General features: G+C 70.4%; 19 protein-coding genes and 1 tRNA gene. 11 read left to right on the top strand and 9 right to left on the bottom strand.

Going from position 1 to position 15,656, the window contains the following annotated elements:
* Positions 1-9: 9 nt before the first annotated feature.
* Complete coding sequence (locus ACIBI9_RS10585; protein ID WP_397221696.1) at positions 10-615, bottom strand: TetR family transcriptional regulator; 606 nt, start codon at positions 613-615, stop codon at positions 10-12.
* Positions 616-713: 98 nt separating this feature from the next.
* Between ACIBI9_RS10585 and ACIBI9_RS10590 the strand changes: the two genes are divergently transcribed.
* The 3 genes from ACIBI9_RS10590 to ACIBI9_RS10600 all read left to right on the top strand — a co-directional run bounded on the left by ACIBI9_RS10590 (position 714) and on the right by ACIBI9_RS10600 (position 2,699).
* Positions 714-1,277, top strand: a complete 564-nt coding sequence (locus ACIBI9_RS10590; protein WP_397221698.1) for a CGNR zinc finger domain-containing protein — start codon at positions 714-716, stop codon at positions 1,275-1,277.
* Positions 1,278-1,353: 76 nt separating this feature from the next.
* Positions 1,354-1,797: a VOC family protein gene (locus ACIBI9_RS10595; protein ID WP_397221700.1), complete on the top strand. Its 444-nt coding sequence runs from the start codon at positions 1,354-1,356 to the stop codon at positions 1,795-1,797.
* Positions 1,797-2,699, top strand: a complete 903-nt coding sequence (locus tag ACIBI9_RS10600) for a pyridoxamine 5'-phosphate oxidase family protein (protein ID WP_397221701.1) — start codon at positions 1,797-1,799, stop codon at positions 2,697-2,699. Before ACIBI9_RS10595 ends, ACIBI9_RS10600 begins: the two co-directional genes overlap by 1 nt.
* On the opposite strand, the gene ACIBI9_RS10605 is transcribed toward ACIBI9_RS10600, so the two are convergent.
* Positions 2,638-3,537 carry a GNAT family N-acetyltransferase gene (locus ACIBI9_RS10605; RefSeq protein ID WP_397221702.1) on the bottom strand — a complete coding sequence of 300 codons (900 nt, stop codon included), beginning with the start codon at positions 3,535-3,537 and terminating at the stop codon, positions 2,638-2,640. The two genes, ACIBI9_RS10600 and ACIBI9_RS10605, sit on opposite strands and share 62 nt — an antisense overlap.
* A gap of 38 nt (positions 3,538-3,575) precedes the next feature.
* Entirely contained in the window at positions 3,576-3,809 is a 234-nt protein-coding gene (locus ACIBI9_RS10610) for a hypothetical protein (protein ID WP_397221703.1), read from the bottom strand.
* Positions 3,810-3,893: 84 nt separating this feature from the next.
* Here ACIBI9_RS10610 and ACIBI9_RS10615 point away from each other — a divergent pair, with 84 nt between their 5' ends.
* Together ACIBI9_RS10615 and ACIBI9_RS10620 are read left to right on the top strand one after the other, a co-directional pair.
* Positions 3,894-4,490: a TetR/AcrR family transcriptional regulator gene (locus ACIBI9_RS10615; RefSeq protein WP_397221705.1), complete on the top strand. Its 597-nt coding sequence runs from the start codon at positions 3,894-3,896 to the stop codon at positions 4,488-4,490.
* Between the two features lie 37 nt (positions 4,491-4,527).
* Positions 4,528-4,668 carry a hypothetical protein gene (locus tag ACIBI9_RS10620; RefSeq protein ID WP_397221706.1) on the top strand — a complete coding sequence of 47 codons (141 nt, stop codon included), beginning with the start codon at positions 4,528-4,530 and terminating at the stop codon, positions 4,666-4,668.
* 21 nt (positions 4,669-4,689) lie between these two features.
* On the opposite strand, the gene ACIBI9_RS10625 is transcribed toward ACIBI9_RS10620, so the two are convergent.
* Positions 4,690-4,762, bottom strand: a tRNA-Ala gene (locus ACIBI9_RS10625).
* Positions 4,763-4,867: 105 nt separating this feature from the next.
* On the opposite strand from ACIBI9_RS10625, the gene ACIBI9_RS10630 reads away from it, so the two are divergent.
* Positions 4,868-5,551 carry a tRNA-dependent cyclodipeptide synthase gene (locus ACIBI9_RS10630; RefSeq protein ID WP_397221707.1) on the top strand — a complete coding sequence of 228 codons (684 nt, stop codon included), beginning with the start codon at positions 4,868-4,870 and terminating at the stop codon, positions 5,549-5,551.
* 75 nt (positions 5,552-5,626) lie between these two features.
* Positions 5,627-6,100 carry an EF-hand domain-containing protein gene (locus ACIBI9_RS10635; protein WP_397221708.1) on the top strand — a complete coding sequence of 158 codons (474 nt, stop codon included), beginning with the start codon at positions 5,627-5,629 and terminating at the stop codon, positions 6,098-6,100.
* Positions 6,101-6,106: 6 nt separating this feature from the next.
* On the opposite strand, the gene ACIBI9_RS10640 is transcribed toward ACIBI9_RS10635, so the two are convergent.
* The 3 genes from ACIBI9_RS10640 to ACIBI9_RS10650 form a co-directional block, all read right to left on the bottom strand.
* On the bottom strand, positions 6,107-7,582 hold the full coding sequence (locus ACIBI9_RS10640; RefSeq protein WP_397221710.1) for a von Willebrand factor type A domain-containing protein: 1,476 nt from the start codon (positions 7,580-7,582) through the stop codon (positions 6,107-6,109).
* Between the two features lie 151 nt (positions 7,583-7,733).
* Positions 7,734-8,237 carry an isoprenylcysteine carboxyl methyltransferase family protein gene (locus ACIBI9_RS10645; protein ID WP_397221711.1) on the bottom strand — a complete coding sequence of 168 codons (504 nt, stop codon included), beginning with the start codon at positions 8,235-8,237 and terminating at the stop codon, positions 7,734-7,736.
* Positions 8,234-9,355, bottom strand: coding sequence for a type III polyketide synthase (locus ACIBI9_RS10650; RefSeq protein ID WP_397221712.1), 1,122 nt, complete (start codon positions 9,353-9,355; stop codon positions 8,234-8,236). Before ACIBI9_RS10650 ends, ACIBI9_RS10645 begins: the two co-directional genes overlap by 4 nt.
* Here ACIBI9_RS10650 and ACIBI9_RS10655 point away from each other — a divergent pair.
* Complete coding sequence (locus ACIBI9_RS10655) at positions 9,297-10,268, top strand: helix-turn-helix domain-containing protein (RefSeq protein ID WP_397221713.1); 972 nt, start codon at positions 9,297-9,299, stop codon at positions 10,266-10,268. The two genes, ACIBI9_RS10650 and ACIBI9_RS10655, sit on opposite strands and share 59 nt — an antisense overlap.
* Positions 10,269-10,277: 9 nt before the next feature.
* Here the strand turns inward: ACIBI9_RS10655 and ACIBI9_RS10660 are convergent, their stop codons facing one another.
* Positions 10,278-11,366, bottom strand: coding sequence for a methyltransferase (locus tag ACIBI9_RS10660; RefSeq protein ID WP_397221715.1), 1,089 nt, complete (start codon positions 11,364-11,366; stop codon positions 10,278-10,280).
* Between the two features lie 390 nt (positions 11,367-11,756).
* On the opposite strand from ACIBI9_RS10660, the gene ACIBI9_RS10665 reads away from it, so the two are divergent.
* On the top strand, positions 11,757-13,043 hold the full coding sequence (locus tag ACIBI9_RS10665) for an RNA-guided endonuclease InsQ/TnpB family protein (protein WP_397221716.1): 1,287 nt from the start codon (positions 11,757-11,759) through the stop codon (positions 13,041-13,043).
* A gap of 13 nt (positions 13,044-13,056) precedes the next feature.
* Here ACIBI9_RS10665 and ACIBI9_RS10670 read toward each other — a convergent pair whose 3' ends face one another.
* A complete protein-coding gene (locus tag ACIBI9_RS10670; protein WP_397221717.1) occupies positions 13,057-13,695 on the bottom strand; it encodes a TetR/AcrR family transcriptional regulator in 639 nt (212 codons plus the stop codon).
* Positions 13,696-13,717: 22 nt separating this feature from the next.
* On the opposite strand from ACIBI9_RS10670, the gene ACIBI9_RS10675 reads away from it, so the two are divergent.
* Both ACIBI9_RS10675 and ACIBI9_RS10680 read left to right on the top strand, forming a co-directional pair.
* Positions 13,718-14,134 (top strand): hemerythrin domain-containing protein, encoded by a 417-nt coding sequence (locus ACIBI9_RS10675; RefSeq protein ID WP_397221718.1) that lies wholly within the window; start codon positions 13,718-13,720, stop codon positions 14,132-14,134.
* Between the two features lie 128 nt (positions 14,135-14,262).
* Positions 14,263-15,621, top strand: a complete 1,359-nt coding sequence (locus tag ACIBI9_RS10680; protein ID WP_397221719.1) for a 5'-nucleotidase C-terminal domain-containing protein — start codon at positions 14,263-14,265, stop codon at positions 15,619-15,621.
* The last annotated feature ends 35 nt before the right edge of the window (positions 15,622-15,656 follow it).

Here is a 15,656-nt window from a genome sequence, read left to right on the forward strand (position 1 = left end):
GTGGTCTCCTCAGAGGGAAGGATCGGGCAGCCCCGCGGCAAGCGTGCGCAGGGCCTCGCGCAACAGGGGTACGAGCGGGACCGGCGGGTCTGAGCGCAGCCAGTGGGCGACGGCCGTCTGCACGGCGGAGCCCACAGCGACGGCGACGAGGTGGGGGTAGAGGTCGCGGGCGGCGTTGGTGCCGGTGCGCTCGGCCACGGCCGCGGCCAGCTCGTTGTTGCCGGCGAACACCGCCTGCAGCGACTCGGCCCGCAGCGCGGGCTCGTCCGCCAGCATCCTGATGCTCGCCAGCGTCTCGGGGTCGGGCGCCACGTCCGTGCGGGCCAGCGCCCAGGGCTCGACCATGGCCTCGGTCAGTGCCTGCCACAGCGGCTCCTCCGGCGGCCGCGCCCGCAGCGCCGCCACGGAACGCCTGATGCGGTCGGTGTGGCGGGCGGTGATCGCCTCGTACTTGCTGGAGAAGTAGTTGTTGAACGTGCGGGGCGAGACGCCGACCTCGGCGGCGATGTCCTCGACGCGTACGCGCTCCAGCCCGCGCTCGTGAGCCAGCCGGAGGGCGGCCGTCATCAGCGCCTCGCGCGTGGCCTGCTTCTTCCGCTCTCTCAGTCCGCTCATGGGCTCACCGTACGCCAAAAAGTGCGGACTCCGCAAATTTTCGGACTACGCATTTTTGTCTAACGGGTGACAGGCGTAAGGCGCGTTAGATTGGGAGGATGTCCCTGACCCTCGAATTCGTCAGCACGATCAGGGCCGAGCGGTCCGGATTGATCGACAGGCTGTCCGACACAGACGGCCTGACGGCCTGGGCGCGGACGCACGCGCCCGACCTCGGCGACCTCACCGTCACGGAGGAGCTACGCCAGGAAACGGTGCGCCTGCGCCAGGCCGTACGCGCGCTGCTCGCCAAGGCCGTCGCGCCGGGCCCGCCGAGCCGGGCCGACGCGGCCGGCCTGCCCGGATTCGAGGAGTCGCTGGCCCTGGTCAACGCCACCGCCCTGGCCGCCCCCACCGCACCCCAACTGCGCTGGAACGGCGAGCCGTCCCTCGCCACCGCGCCCGCGACGCAGGCCGACCCCGGCGCGCGGTTGCTGGCCCGGCTCGCCACGGCGGCCGTCGAGTTCCTCGCGGGGCCGGACCGCACCTTGATCCGCACCTGCCAGGCTCCGCGCTGCGTGCTCTATTTCGTCAAGGAGCACCCGCGCCAGGAGTGGTGCTCGACGGGTTGCGGCAACCGCGCCCGCGCGGCCAGGCACTACAGGGAGCACAAGAAAATCTAACGTTTGCAAGCCCGGGTTGCCGTTATAGTCTCTTTCTAACGGCAACTCGGCCGCGCATGCGTTAGAGGAGAGTGGGATGTCCTTCCAGACCGGACATGTCGGGCTCAACGTCACCGATCTCGACAAGTCCAAAGAGTTCTACACGCGTGTCTTCGGCTTCACGGTGGCAGGCGAGTCGCAGGAGGACGGCCGCCGGTACGCGTTCCTGGCCCAGGACGGCACGCTGGTGCTGACGCTCTGGCAGCAGAGCGAGGGCCGCTTCGAGGCCGCCCGGCCGGGGCTGCACCACCTGTCGTTCCAGGTGGCGGACCTCGACGCGGTACGCCGGGCGGAGACGGTGATCAGGGAGATCGGCGCGACCCTCTACCACGACGGCGTCGTGCCGCACCGCGAGGGCGCCTCGTCGGGCGGCGTGTTCTTCGCCGACCCCGACGGCATCCGGCTGGAGATCTTCGCCCCGGACGGCGCGGGTGACCGGCCCGCGCCCAGCTCCGACGCGCCGACCTGCGGGTTCTTCTAATGAGGCATCCGGGCGAGGTCGCCGTGCAGCGCCGGGTGGGGGTGCGGCTGGAGGACCACGGGAGCTCGCGGACACGTCCGGAGATCCCGGAGCCGGCGGCCGAGTTCCTGCTGGACCAGCACATGATCGTCCTGGGTGCGGCCGACGACGGCGGGCGCGTGTGGGCGGGCGTGCTCACGGGCCCCGCGGGGTTCGCGTCCGCGACGGACGACCGCACGATCGTGCTGCACGCCCTGCCGGGCGCCGACGACCCCCTGCACGGGCTGTTCGAGCGGGAACGGGACATCGGCCTGATCGCCATCGAGCCGCACACGCGGCGCCGGATGCGCGTGAACGGCACCGCCGTGCGGGCCGGCGACGCCCTGGTGGTGTGGACGGAGCAGGTCTACTCGAACTGTCCCAAGTACATCCAGACCCGCTCCCCCACCTCCACTCCGGGCGAGCCTACGGGGCTGGGACGCGGGATCGCGCTGCCGGACCGGCACCGCAGGTGGATCGCGGAGGCGGACACGTTCTTCATCGCCACGCGGGTCGAAGGGCTCGGGGCGGACGTGTCACACCGAGGCGGCAACCCCGGATTCGTCCAGATGACGGGGGCGCGCTCGCTGGAGTTCCCGGACTACCAGGGCAACTCGATGTACATGACGCTGGGCAACCTGGAGCTGGACCCGGCGGCCGGGCTGCTGTTCGTGGACTGGGAGCGTGGAGAGACGCTGCAGCTCACGGGCCGGGCCCGGGTGGAGTGGGGGGATGAGCGGACGGTGCGCTTCGAGCTGGACGAGTACGCGCACCTGGGCGGGACCGTGTCGGCCGGCTGGACCGCCCCCGGGTATCACCGCTTCAACCCCCCGGTGGAGGCAGGCGCTTCTCGAACCAGTGATGCGCATATGGTTCGTCGCTGAACGCCGCCACCTCCCGGTAGCCGCTCGCCCGATAGAGGGCGACGGCCTCCGTGAGCGCCCGGTTGGTCTCCAGCCGCAGCGTGCGGACGCCCTGGGCGGCCGCCTTCCCCTCCGCCTCGGCGAGCAGCCGCCGCCCCAGCCCCAACCCGCGCACGGCCGGGTCCACCCACATCCGCTTGATCTCGGCGGACCCGGCCTCGCGGTGGAGCTTGAGCGCCACGCACCCGACCGGCTCGGCGTGCAGCAGGGCGACCAGCAGCATCCCGGCCGGGGGCCGCAGCTCGGCGTCGGTGGCGGAGATGCTGCGGGCCGGGTCGAAGCCGCCCTCGAACCGGCGGGCCAGCTCGCCGGCGTAGGCCTGGAGGCAGTGGCGCGCACCGGGATGGCGCGGGTCGAGGACGTCGACCGCGATCATGGAGGCGAGCAGCAGGCGCTCGACCTCGGACATGGCGGTCACGAGGCGGTCGCGCTGCGCGTCGGTGAGCGGATCGAGGATGGCCGCCGCCGCCTCGTCGGACCTGCGATCCAGCTCCTCCCGCTCGGCGAGCCCCGCAGGCGTGAGCCGGGCCGTGCGAACCCGGCCGTCGGAGCCGCCGTCGTCGACGGCCACCAGCCCGTCGGCCTCCAGCGACCGCAGTAGCCTGCTCAGGTAGCCGGAGTCGAGGTCGAGCCGCGTCCGCAGGGCGCGCACCTCGCTGCCCTCCGCTCCGATCTCCCAGAGCACCCGCGACTGCCCGAGCGCCCGGTCCCTGGCCAGGAACCTGTCGTTGAGCGCCCCGATCCGCTGCGTCACGGTCCGCTGGAACCTGCGCACCTGCCCGATCGCCGCACCGTCCATATCTCTGACCTTAGTCAGAGAATCCCTTCTTGGCGAGGTCACATCCACGGACCCGCGATCGGCACCGCGCTGTAGTCCTCCCCCGTGACCGGGCGGATCTCCTCCCAGTGCACCCATCGCGCGCCCTCGCTCGCCTGCGGCGGCCAGAGCAGGAATCCCCATCGCGCCCCTTCGGCGTCGTCGCCCCAGGCCAGCAGGTAGCGGGCCGCCGTGGCGTGCTCCACGACGGGCGGGCGCCAGAGCTCGGGCAGGTCCTGCGTGTCGATATCCATACCCTTCATTATACGAACACGCATTCGACAACTCCAGGAATGCTAGGCTATGACTGAATATTCGATCCAGTCATAGGGACATACATGGCTGTGGCATTCACGGCGGAGGACCGGGCGCGCATCACCGCGTCCCTGCTCGAGACCGCCGAAGAGCTCTTCGCCACCCAGGGCCTGAAGAAGACCTCGCTCGACGAGCTGGTCGCGGCCTCGGGCATCGCCAAGGGCAGCTTCTACGCGTTCTTCGAGTCCAAGGAGGAGCTGTACAAGGAGGTGATGATCCGCAGGGCGCCCGTGCTCGGCAAGCGGCTGGCCGCCGCCCTGGACCGGCCGCCCGGCGTCGAGGCGCTCGTCCACATCATGCGCGAGTTGATCGACGTGCTCACCACCGACCCGTTCTACCGGCGCCTGCTCACCCGGCCCGAGGAGCTGGAGGCGGTGGCGCGCAGGGTCGGGGCCGAGGAGGTCGCCCGCGTCACGCCCCACCTGCTGACACCGCTGATCGACTACCTCGCCCGGGGGCAGGCCGACGGCGTCATCGTCGCGGACGTCCCGCCCGAGGTCCTGGTCGGCGTGCTGCGCACGGCCGGCCTGCTGGTGCTCGACCGCGACAGGTTCGGGCCCGACCACCCCCAGGTGGTCGAGGCCACCATCAACGCGCTGGCCAGGGGGCTCATCGCATGAACGCAGGGAGTGGATCGGCTGGTGGGCCCTCGTCCCGGTGGGCCTGGTCGTCGTCTGGCCGGCGGTGTTCGGCGCCACGCTGATCACGCTCGGCCGGCTCTGGCGCATCGACCGGCTCGGCCAGCTCTACCTGACCCACCAGGACACAACGCAAAACCGCCCCTGCTCACCGAGGTGAGTAGAGGCGGTCGGGTCGGGGTGGAGCTATGGGGATTCGAACCCCAGACCTCCTCCATGCCATGGAGGCGCGCTACCAACTGCGCCATAGCCCCTTGCTGCGTGTACGAGTGTAGCCGACTTACGGACCCCTCAAGCACACGTTAAAAAGTAAGCATACGCAGAGTAAAAGCTTGCTACTGTCCGTTGCCGTGTTCAGCGTGCAACCACTACCCCTGACCCCGCGATGCGCCCAGATCCTCGACGACCGCGAGCATGCCGTGATCGGCGTCAGCGCGCTCAACGGCTACTTCACCCCTCTCACCATCAGGCACCTCCTCGACTGGGCGACCCGGACGTTCGCGCGGGTCCACGTCCTCGTGCCCGGCGTCGAGCTGGCCGGGACCCTGGTCGCCAGGGGTTGTCCGGCGGCCAAGGCGGGGGCCAAGGCGAGGGCGGCGGCCAACAACACGCGCAACCGGGTGATCCGCGCGCTCGACTTCCTCGACCCGCCCGACGCCACCGTGTTCGACTGGAACGAACTGGCCGCCGACCCGGCCTACGACGGCGCGAGGACGCGACTGGAGCGGCTGTTCGCCACCGATCCGGTCTTCAGGGAACACTGCATGGACGCGGTACGGCCGATCGTCGGCACGCGAGAGCTCTCCCGCGAGCAGGCCGAGAACGCCCTGCCGTTCCTCCTGGCCGAGCTGCCCTTCGTGATCGACACCCCGTCGATCCTCGGCACGGGCTCGTCGGTGTTCTGTTACCCCCGGCCGATGCCGATGGTGGACCTGCTCTACGCCGGCCTGCTGCCCGTGCGCCCGGCGCCCACGCAGGGATTCGTCTCCACCGCATTGACACAGGCCGCCCGGCCCGCCCACCATCTCAGTAACGCCATGTAAATACATCGTCACCAGAGGTGGCCGGCTATGGATGCGGATGCTCGAAATGCTGGACATGCGTTTGACACGAGCGACATGGATCACAACGGCTACCTCGACCACCGCGACATGACCGTGGTCGCCTCCGCGCTGTGCGCCCGGCTCGGGCTCCGCGGGCAGGACGCACAGCGGGTAACGGACGCGTACGAGCGGGTCTGGCAGTACGCCGTCCGCAACATCGGCACCGACCCCGAGGGCCGCATCAGCAGGGAGTCCTACATCGGCTACGCCCTGGCTCCCGGGCGCGACCGCGCCAAGTTCGTGGCCAACGTGGTCAGGCCGATCACCGACGCCCTCTGGGACGCCCTCGACGCCGACGGCGACGAGCGGCTCGACCGGGCCGAGTTCCTGCGCCTGTGGTCGGCGTACGACGTGGCGGGGGCGGCGTCACGGGCGTCGTTCGATCGGCTGCGCGGCAACAAGGTCGCGCACGTGTCGAAGGACGGGTTCGCCCAGGCGATGTACGACTTCTACTACAGCTCCGCCACCGCCGCCCCCATACTCGGCTGAAGCCTCTCACCCCACCGATCGGGCCTGGTCGATGAGCTGGACCAGCTCCGACACCATCGGGTCCTCGGTGGCCGGCGCCAGCCGGGCGGCCTGCTCCTTGAGCTCGGGCAGGTCCATGCCGAACGCCTTCCGGTCCCGCAGGTAGACCGCGAACGCGGCCACCACCACGTCCACCTGGAACCTGACCGGCGCCTTGTCCAGCGACGCGGCCAGCTCGTCGGCCCGCAGCGACTTGCTCGCCTCGGAGGCGGCCCGGGTGTCGGGGTCCTGCCAGCGTACGGTGGCCTGGGCGAGCTGCCCCTCGGCGCCCGGCTTGAGATGCAGCGAGTAGAGCGCGGTGACCGAGTGGCCGGGGCCGACCTCGCCGCCGTCGCGGGTGTCGTCGCGGAAGTCCTCCGTGTTCAGCGCCCGGTTCTCGTACCCGATGAGCTGGTAGCGCTCCACCACCGACGGGTTGAAGACCACCTGGGCCTTGGCGTCGCGCGCCCGCAGCTCGATGTTCGCGGGCAGCTGCGTGGTGAAGACCTTCTCGGCCTCCTCCTGGGTGCTGACGTACACGGCCATGCCGTCGCCGTTGTCGGCCAGCTGCTCCATCAGCTCGTCGCCGTAGTCGCGGCCGACGCCGACGGTGAGCAGCGTGACCTGCTTGCCCGCGTACTCCTTGACCTGGCCGAGGATGGTACGCCACTCGGTGGGACCCTGGTTGGCCAGGCCGTCGGAGAGCAGGATGACCCGGTTCGTGGCGGCGGGGCGGAACGCCTTGGACGCCTCCTGGTAGCCGGCGACGAGCCCGGCCGAGAGGTTGGTGCCGCCCGAGACGGTCAGCTCGTTCACCGCGTTTCGCAGCTCCTCCCTCGCGGTCAGCGGGGTCATCGACGCCAGCACCTCGGCGTCGTCGCTGAAGGACACGATCGACACCTGGTCGCCGGGCGCGAGCTGCTCGAGCAGCTTGAGCAGGGCCGACTTGACCAGGTCCAGCCGCCCGGTCTCGGCCATCGAGCCGGACACGTCGACGACGAACGTGAGGTTGGCGGGCCGCCGCGCCGCCGCGTCAGAACCGCGCGTCTGCAGGCCCACGCGCAGGATCGCCTGGTCGCGCTCCGGCAGCTTCGCGCCGTCCACGTGCACCGCGAAGCCGTCGTCCGACGGCGGCGCGTAGTCCTGCCGGAACGCGTTGATCCACTCCTCCGGCCGGATCTCGCCGGGCGCGGGCCAGCGGCCCCCCTGGAGGGTCTGCCGGGCATAACCGTACGAGGCCGTGTCCACGTCCAGGGCGAACGTGGAGATCTGGGCCGTGGTCGTGTCCTCCTCGCTGTTCGTCTTGGCGGGTGACGCGGACGGGCGGGCCGGGGCCGGTTCCGCGTTCGCCGGAGCGTCGGCCGCGCGTTCACCGCTGGTCTTGCTTCCGGAGCCACCTCCGCACGCTGAGAGGGCGAGCAGCGCAACAATCCCAATCCCCGCCGCTATAGGGCGAAATTTCATTGCAACCACCTCCATGCCCTACGACGGAACTTGATCTGCGTCGGCCGGGCCGGTGACGTAAGCGAGCACAAACCGCGATCGACGCGTGATCAGTTGCGACAAATGCGACAGTCGGGGTGACCGGGGTGGTCCGGGCCGTCGGGATGTGGCCCTACCGTGACAACGCCGCGTCCTCCACCCGCACCCGTACGGTGAGCAGCACCGCGTTGGCGGCGGCGAAGGCCAGCGCGGTGAGCCAGGCCGAGTGCACCAGCGGCAGCGCGAGCCCCTCGGCGACCACGGCCACGTAGTTGGGGTGCCGCAGCCACCGGTACGGCCCCCGGTGCACCAGCGGCATTCCCGGCACCACGACCACGCGGGTGTTCCACTGCCTGCCCAGCGTGCCGACGCACCACCAGCGCAGCCCCTGGGCCAGGACGACGACCGCCAGCATCGGCCAGCCCAGCAACGGGACGAAGGGGCGGCCTAGCAGCCACACCTCGGCGGGCGCCGCCCCGAGGAGCGCCACGTGGGCCAGGACGATCCAGGGGTAGTGCCGCCGGCCGTACTCGACGCCGCCCCTGGACCTGGCCCAGGCCAGGTTGCGGCGGGCCACCGCCAGCTCGGCCAGCCGCTCCAGGACGACCAGCCCGATCAGGACGAGGTACGCGCTCACCAGTGCAGCAGCAACAGCTCGGCGGAGAACCCCGGCCCCAGCGCGAGGAGCACGGCGGGCGCGCCCGGCCGGCCCCGCGTCTCCTGGAGCACGTGGAGCACCGAGACCGAGGACAGGTTGCCGTGCTCGCGCAGCGACCGCCAGGTCACATCGAGCGCCTTGGGAGGCAGGTCGAGGGTCCGCGCGATCGTCTCGATGACCTTGGGGCCGCCGGGGTGGCAGACCCAGGTGGCGACCTGCTCGGCGGTCAGGCCGTAGTCCGCCAGGAACGCCTTGATGTCACCGGCCAGCACCTGCTCCACGAACGCGGTCAGGTCCGGGTCCAGCACGATCCGGAACCCGTGCGGCCCGACCTCCCAGCCCATGAGGTGCTCGGTGTCCGGATAGAGCCGGCTGCGGGTGGCGACGACCTCGGGGCCCTCGCCGCGCCCGGTCGCCACGACGGCCGCCGCGCCGTCCCCGAACAGGGCGCTGGCCACCAGGTTCGCGAGCGAGGTGTCGTCCCGCTGGATCGTCAGCGAGCACAGCTCGACGCACACCAGCATCGCGACGTGGTCGGGCCAGCCGCGCAGGTAGTCGTGCAGGCGCGACAGCCCCGACGCGCCCGCCGCGCACCCGAGGCCGAACACGGGCACCCGCTTGACGTCCGGCCGCAGCCCCACCCGCTGGGCCAGCCTGGCGTCGAGCGAGGGCGTGGCGATGCCGGTGGTCGAGCAGAGCAGCAGGTGATCGACGCGCTCCGGGCGCACGCCGGCCTTGTTCAGGGCGCCTTTGACGGCCTGTTCGGTCAGGTCGAGGGCCGTTTCGACGTACGTGTCGTTCGCGCGGGTGAAGGAGTCGAGCTTGGTGTATTCGGCCAGCGGGAGCGCGAGATTGCGGCCTTCCACGCCGGCCGCCGCATGGAATCGGCGCAGCAGCTCCTCGTCGCAGTCGGTCAGCCGGGAGAACGCCTCGGTGATCTCCGCTTGTGCGTAGTGGTGATCCGGCAAAACGGTCTGCACAGCCGATATATGCATATACCTCTCTTGCCGCTGAAAGGCTGCGGCTAACATGCGAGGCATGCTCCTGCCGCATCCCTCCAGGCCGCACCGGGTGGCCGCGCTGGCGTTCGACGGCATGGCGCCGTTCGAGCTCGGCTGCGTCGTGGAGTTCTTCGGGCTGCCCCGGCCCGAGCTGGACGTCCCGTGGTACTCGCTCGCGGTGTGCGCGGAGACGCCGGCGCCGCTGCGGGTGGTGGGCGGGTTCACCATGCAGGCGGCGCACGGTCTGGACGTGCTGTCCGAGGCCGACACGGTGATCGTGCCCGGGGTGGCGGACGTGCGCGGAGAGGTCTCCGCCGCGCTCGTGTCCGCGCTGCGGCTCGCGCACTCGCGCGGCGCGCGCCTGGTGTCGATCTGCTCGGGCGCGTTCGCGCTGGCGGCGGCCGGGCTGCTCGACGGGCGCGAGGCCACCACGCACTGGAAGTACGCCGAGCTGCTCCAGGAGCGTTTCCCGCTCGTCCGGGTCAACCCCTCGGTCCTGTACGTGGACGGCGGCGACGTGCTGACCAGCGCGGGCAGCGCGGCGGGCCTCGACCTGCTGGTCCACCTCGTACGCAGCGACCACGGGCCGAACGTGGCCAACTCCGTGGCCCGCCGCCTGGTCATACCGCCGCACCGGGAGGGCGGTCAGGCGCAGTTCATCCAGGCCGCCGTGACACCGGTGACGGACGACGACGGGGTGGCCAGGGCGATGTCGTGGGCCCTGGAGCACCTGGCCGGGCCGATCGCCGTGGCGGACCTGGCCAGGGTGGCGCACATGTCGGAGCGCTCGTTCATCAGGCACTTCAGGCGGCAGACCGGCACCAGCCCGCTGCGGTGGGTGATCTCGCAGCGGGTGGCGGCCAGCCTGCCGATGCTGGAGTCCACCGGGGCGCCGGTGGAGGAGATTGGGGCGGCGGTCGGGTTCGAGAGCGCGGTGACGTTTCGGCACCACTTCACGCGGGCCATGCGGACGTCGCCGTCGGCGTACCGGCGGGCCTTCAGCGCGTGAGCCCGGGCCTCAGGCCGTGAGCCTCCACAGGGAGGTGACCTCGGCGGCGCGGGCTTCGTGCAGCGGGTCCTGCTCGTCCTTCGGCCGGTGGTGCCGGGGCGGGACGTCCAGGCGCCCGGCCACGCGCAGCCCCGCCCGCTCGAACGCGGCCAGCAGGTCGGCCCGGCTGCGCAGGCCGAGGTGCTCGGCCAGGTCGGAGAGGATGAGCCAGCCTTCGCCGCCCGGCTCCAGATGCCCGGCGAGACCGTCGAGGAACCCGTTCAGCATCCGCCCGCCGGGATCGTAAACGGCCTGGTCGAGGGGTGAGACCGGCTTGGCCGGCAACCACGGCGGGTTGCACACGACCAGCGGCGCCCTGCCGGGCGGGAAGAGATCGGCGCGCACGACCTCCACCCGGTCGTCCAGCCCGAGGCGAGCGAGGTTGTCCTCGGCGCACTCGACGGAACGCCGGTCGAGGTCGGTGGCCATGACGTGGCCGACGCCCCGCTGGGCCAGCACGGCGGCCAGCACGCCGGTGCCGGTGCCGATGTCGAAGGCCAGCCGGCGATCTTCGGGCAGCGGCGCCCGCGCGACCAGGTCGACGTACTCGCCCCTGATCGGCGAGAACACGCCGTGGTGCGGGTGGATGCGGGCCCCGAGCGCGGGGACGTACACGCCCTTCCGCCGCCACTCGTGGGCCCCGATCAGGCCGAGCAGCTCGCGTAGCTGGCCCACCGCCGGCGGGGCCTCGGCGCCGTACACCTCGGCGCACGCCTCGCGCACGTCCGGCGCCCTGCGCAGCGGCACCACGTGGTCCTCCGCGAACGGGATGAGCAGCATGCCCAGCGTGCGGGCGCGCTGGGACCGGGCCTGGCGGTAGCGGTGGAACCCGGTGCCGGGGGCGGCGGGCTTGCACCGGCGCCCCATGGCCGTCAGCAGCTGGCGGGCGTTCTGGAAGTCGCCCTGCCAGAGCAGGGCGGTGCCCTCGCAGGCCAGCCGGTAAGCGGTGTCGGCCGTCATCCGGTCGTCGGCCGTGACCACCCGCCTGGGTGGCTGCGCGCCCAGCGCCGAACGCCAGATCGCCGACCATTCCTGCCCTGCCTCGGCCCAGTGGATCATCAGAACCCGACCGTTTCACACTCCGCGCCCGCGCGGCCACCCATTTAACGGATGGTCTGCAGAAAGCCTTCGCCCTTCGGTTAGGCCTGAGATGAGCGTGGTCCCCGATAGGGGGCGGCCTGCAGGAGGTGAGGCCGCCCGGAGCGCGAAGCACGGATCTGGGATCTCAGACCGGGCTGTCTGCTGGTGAAGGTACGCCTTGATGATCGTAAGTGGCGCACCGCCGCAGGAGGCCACATAGTACGACCAGAAACTGCATCAGCGCTGCGCCGCGTAGCCGAAGAGCATTTCCACTATATGTGGTTAAGAGGACCAGATGAACGTGCATCGCGGAAACCCGTGTCTGCCGTGTCTGTATTCGGGTCCCCGTTCCATAGGCCAGGCGATAATGTGTTCGATCGTCAGGTGGTGAAGTGGCCCGGGGAGGGGGTGCTGCTGATGCTGGCGGGCCGCCGCTACCGGCTGGAGTTCGACTTTGGGCAGCGCCTGCTGGCTGAACGGGTGGGCGGGATCTGCCGCAGTGTGTGGAACACCGCCCTGGAGCAGCGCCGCGCCTACCGCCAACGGGGGACGTTCATCGGCTATACCGAGCAGTGCCGCCAGCTCTCGGACGCCAAAACCGAGTTCGGCTGGCTGGCCGAGGCGCCGTCCCAGGTGCTACAGCAGGTGCTGAAGGATCTGGATCGAGCCTGCGCCAAGCACGGGGTCTGGAAGGTGCGCTGGAAAAGCCGCACCCGATCAAGGTCCTCGTTCCGGTTCCCAGCCCCCGCCCAGATCCCCGTCAAGAAGATCAACCGTAAGTGGGGGCGGGTATACCTGCCCAAATTCGGCTGGACCCGATTCCGAATGTCCCGCCCTGAGCGGGTTGCCGGGGTGGATCGAGGGGTGGTCACCGCCGCGGCCACCAGCGACGGGGAGTTCTTCGACCGCCGCCACGCCACCTGTTCAGGGGTGTCCAGCCTGAAGCCTCCCATCCCGGGAGCGGAGACAATCGGGTACCTGCGCCCCGGCGAGGCCGAACGGTATCTGCGCCTGCAACGCCAGCTGGCCCGCACCGGCAAGGGCAGCCATGGCCGAAAGACCGCGAAGGCCGCGTTAGGACAGATCATGCGGCGGGTCCGCCAGCGGCGTGCCGACTTCAACGCGCAGACCGCCCACCGGCTCACCGCTCGCTACAGCGTGGTGATCTTGGAAGAGCTGAACACCCGGCGCATGACCATGAGCGTGGCACCAAAGCCCGATCCCAGCCGACCGGGATCCTTTCTATCGAACGGGGCAGGTGCCAAGTCCGGCCTAAACCGGGCCATCCTAGATAAAGGCTGGTACGGGCTGCAGGTCGCGCTGCTGGCCAAGGCCCGCTACACCGGCAGCCTCATTGTCACGATTGACCCGGCGTACACATCACAAACGTGCTCGGTTTGTCAGAAGGTGGACACCAAGAGCCGCAAGAGCCAAGCCCTCTTCACGTGCACCTCCTGCGGTGATGTCGAGCACGCGGACGTGAACGCCGCCAAGAACATCAAAGCCAGATGGCAGGCGGCCGGGCTGGTCGTCTCAGGGCGTGGAGACTCAGGATCGCCTGGGTCGCTGAAGCGTCAAGCATCCCGTACCACAGCTCGGGGCACGAACACGCCCCGAGCTGCTGCCGAAGGCAGCACGGGAATCCTCGTTCTTTAAGAGGAGGAGCAGGTCAAGGCAACAGGCCGTCCACCAGGGCGCGCAGCCCCCGGGCGTAGGTGTCCTGCGCGGTCAACTCCTCCCACCGTACGCCCACCGCGCTGATCAGCGGGAACTCTTCGGGATCCAGCTCGGCGAACACCCGTTCCCGATACGTCGGACCCCCTTCCGCCCGCCTCTTCCCGGCCGCCGCCCTGGAGCCGATCTCCCCCGCCGTGTAGTGCCAGATGATCCGGTACGCGTCCACGGCCCGCTCGACCGTCAGCCCGGCGCGTACGGCGGCGTCGATGATCTTCTCCGGATACCAGAGCGCGCCTACGGAGAGCAGGTCGTCGGCCCTGAGCACGTCCACGATCCACGGACAGCCGGACAGCCCCTCGCGCATGGCCGTGGCCACGGCCACCACGCACTCGCGCGGCTCGTCCGGCAGCTCGGGCCTGGGCATCCCGGCGGCGTAGTCGTCGAGCAGGAGCAGGAGCAGCTCCTCCTTGTCGCGTACGTGGTGGTACAGCGCCATCGCCGTGCTGCCCACCTCCTTGGCGAGCCTGCGCATGGTCAGGCCGCCGACTCCGTCCTCCTCTATGACGCGGTGAGCGGCGGTCACGATCTCCGCCCGGGAGATCCTGGGCGGCCTTCCTGTACGTGCGGGCATCCTGTCATGTTACTTTCTATACATGTACGAAAACTCGGCGAGGCTCGTCGCCTGGGGTGACGAGCTGATCAAGCTGCACGACGGTTTCCGGCGCGACCTGGCGAACCTGCGCTCCTCGCGCGGGACGGACCTGCGTACGCACTGCCTGGCCTTCTGCGACGCCCTCCACGCCCACCACGAGGGAGAGGACGGCGCGCTCTTCCCCCACCTCGCGGGCGAGCATGCCGAGCTGGCGCAGGCGCTGGAGCGGTTGCGGGCGGAACACGTGGTGGTGGCGCGGCTCATGGAACGCATCCGCCTGCTGCTGGACGAGGACGGCGACGGAGTGGCGGCCGAGCTCGACCGCCTGGCCCGCGAGCTGGAGGCACACCTGGACTACGAGGAGGAGCAGCTGGTGCCCATCCTGAACACGATGGAACACCTCCCGGACGAGGTCTGACCGGGCTTTGATCAAGATTGTCGTAGTGCTTCGCTAGCGTCCGGGTTCGTTCATCCACGTCCATCACGTCGTGAGAGAGGAATCCCGTGGGTTTATCCACAAAGGTTGGGCGCCGGATTTCGGTGCTGGTGGCCGCTGTCGCCCTGGCATCCGGCACCCTGGCCTCAGGAGCGCAGGCCGCCCCCGACCCGGTCACTTTCGGCACGGTCTCCGCTTCCCCGAAGGCTCATTCCGGCGACTGCCCGACGGCCGTGACGCTGTCCACCACGGTCAAGGTCAAGGCGCCGGTGACGCTGAAGTACGCGTGGACCTTCAGCGACGGAGACCGGAGCAGGGCCAGGACGTACAAGGTCGGCGGCAAGGGGCTCAGGACCATCCGGCTGTCCACGTCGCTCAAGGTCACCGGCGACGCCCGCGGATGGGGCGCGGTTCGCGTGGTCAGCCCGGTGAAGAAGACGTCCGGGAAGGCGTCGTTCTCCGTCACCTGCACCGGTGACGGGACGGGCACGGGCGACACGTGGGACAGCGTGACCACCTCCGCCGTCGGGGTCGCGGACACGCCGGTCAGCTCGCCCACACCGGCTCCCACCGGGCAGGACGCCGACACGCCCGCGCAGAACCTGGTCGGCAAGGCCACCATCGCCTTCGAGCGGACCACCGCGTCGAAGTGCCCGGTGACCTTCAAGATTCACGGCTCCTTCGAGGGGCTTCCGGCCGGCGCGCAGACGGTTCAGTACCGCGTCGTCGGCACGCAGGAGTGGAAGACCGTCAACGTGCCGGCCGACCACGGCGCCGTCTTCACCACCGTGCTGGAGACGTTCGAGTGGGAATACGACTTCGAGTCGCCCAAGTCCTCGGTGCAGATCGAGATCAACCAGCCGAACGGCCTCAAGTCCACCATCATCTACTACTTCAAGTGCGGCACGCCGGGCGACGGCGCCTCGTTCGGCGTCGCCGCCGAGGACATCTCCCGGACCGGCATGGGCGGGCCGCTGGCCGAGCTGATCGCCGACGCCCAGCTCGAAGCGGTCCAGGCGCTCTCCGGCGCGCAGGTCGCCCTCGTCAGCAAGCGTGCGGTCCGGTGGGACCTGAAGGCGGGGCCGGTCACCTTCGAGGAGCTGTGGAACATCCAGCCCGCCGGGTTCGCCGTGGACGTCTACGGGATGACCGGCGCACAGCTCAAGAAGCTGCTGGCGCACGCGAACCCGACGATCGGAGTGCTGACCCCGTCCGCCTCGATGCACTACACGCTGACCGACGGGGTGGTCACCGAGCTCACGCTGAACGGCGCTCCGGTGTCCGACACCCAGGTGATCAAGATCGCCGCCAACTACAATCTCATGGGCGGCATGGAGGGCTTCCCCGCCTGGCAGGGGGCCACCGGCGTGTACTACGGCGGGCCGGACGACACGGGGGCGCTGGCGTCGTACATCGCCAACCACTCGCCGGTCCGCGCGCCCGCGGGCGACCGCGTCACCGTCCGGTAAGGCGTCATCAGTAGCGATCGCCGGGCGGAGCGTGT

Source organism: Nonomuraea sp. NPDC050451 (genome assembly GCF_044458585.1).

Excerpts from the sequence above, each read along its gene's own strand:
- ACIBI9_RS10585 (WP_397221696.1), bottom strand. The coding sequence starts at position 615 with ATGAGCGGACTGAGAGAGCGGAAGAAGCAGGCCACGCGCGAGGCGCTG.
- ACIBI9_RS10590 (WP_397221698.1), top strand. The coding sequence starts at position 714 with ATGTCCCTGACCCTCGAATTCGTCAGCACGATCAGGGCCGAGCGGTCC.
- ACIBI9_RS10595 (WP_397221700.1), top strand. The coding sequence starts at position 1,354 with ATGTCCTTCCAGACCGGACATGTCGGGCTCAACGTCACCGATCTCGAC.
- ACIBI9_RS10600 (WP_397221701.1), top strand. The coding sequence starts at position 1,797 with ATGAGGCATCCGGGCGAGGTCGCCGTGCAGCGCCGGGTGGGGGTGCGG.
- ACIBI9_RS10605 (WP_397221702.1), bottom strand. The coding sequence starts at position 3,537 with ATGGACGGTGCGGCGATCGGGCAGGTGCGCAGGTTCCAGCGGACCGTG.
- ACIBI9_RS10610 (WP_397221703.1), bottom strand. The coding sequence starts at position 3,809 with ATGGATATCGACACGCAGGACCTGCCCGAGCTCTGGCGCCCGCCCGTC.
- ACIBI9_RS10615 (WP_397221705.1), top strand. The coding sequence starts at position 3,894 with ATGGCTGTGGCATTCACGGCGGAGGACCGGGCGCGCATCACCGCGTCC.
- ACIBI9_RS10635 (WP_397221708.1), top strand. The coding sequence starts at position 5,627 with ATGGATCACAACGGCTACCTCGACCACCGCGACATGACCGTGGTCGCC.
- ACIBI9_RS10640 (WP_397221710.1), bottom strand. The coding sequence starts at position 7,582 with ATGAAATTTCGCCCTATAGCGGCGGGGATTGGGATTGTTGCGCTGCTC.
- ACIBI9_RS10655 (WP_397221713.1), top strand. The coding sequence starts at position 9,297 with ATGCTCCTGCCGCATCCCTCCAGGCCGCACCGGGTGGCCGCGCTGGCG.
- ACIBI9_RS10650 (WP_397221712.1), bottom strand. The coding sequence starts at position 9,355 with ATGCCGTCGAACGCCAGCGCGGCCACCCGGTGCGGCCTGGAGGGATGC.
- ACIBI9_RS10660 (WP_397221715.1), bottom strand. The coding sequence starts at position 11,366 with ATGATCCACTGGGCCGAGGCAGGGCAGGAATGGTCGGCGATCTGGCGT.
- ACIBI9_RS10670 (WP_397221717.1), bottom strand. The coding sequence starts at position 13,695 with ATGCCCGCACGTACAGGAAGGCCGCCCAGGATCTCCCGGGCGGAGATC.
- ACIBI9_RS10675 (WP_397221718.1), top strand. The coding sequence starts at position 13,718 with ATGTACGAAAACTCGGCGAGGCTCGTCGCCTGGGGTGACGAGCTGATC.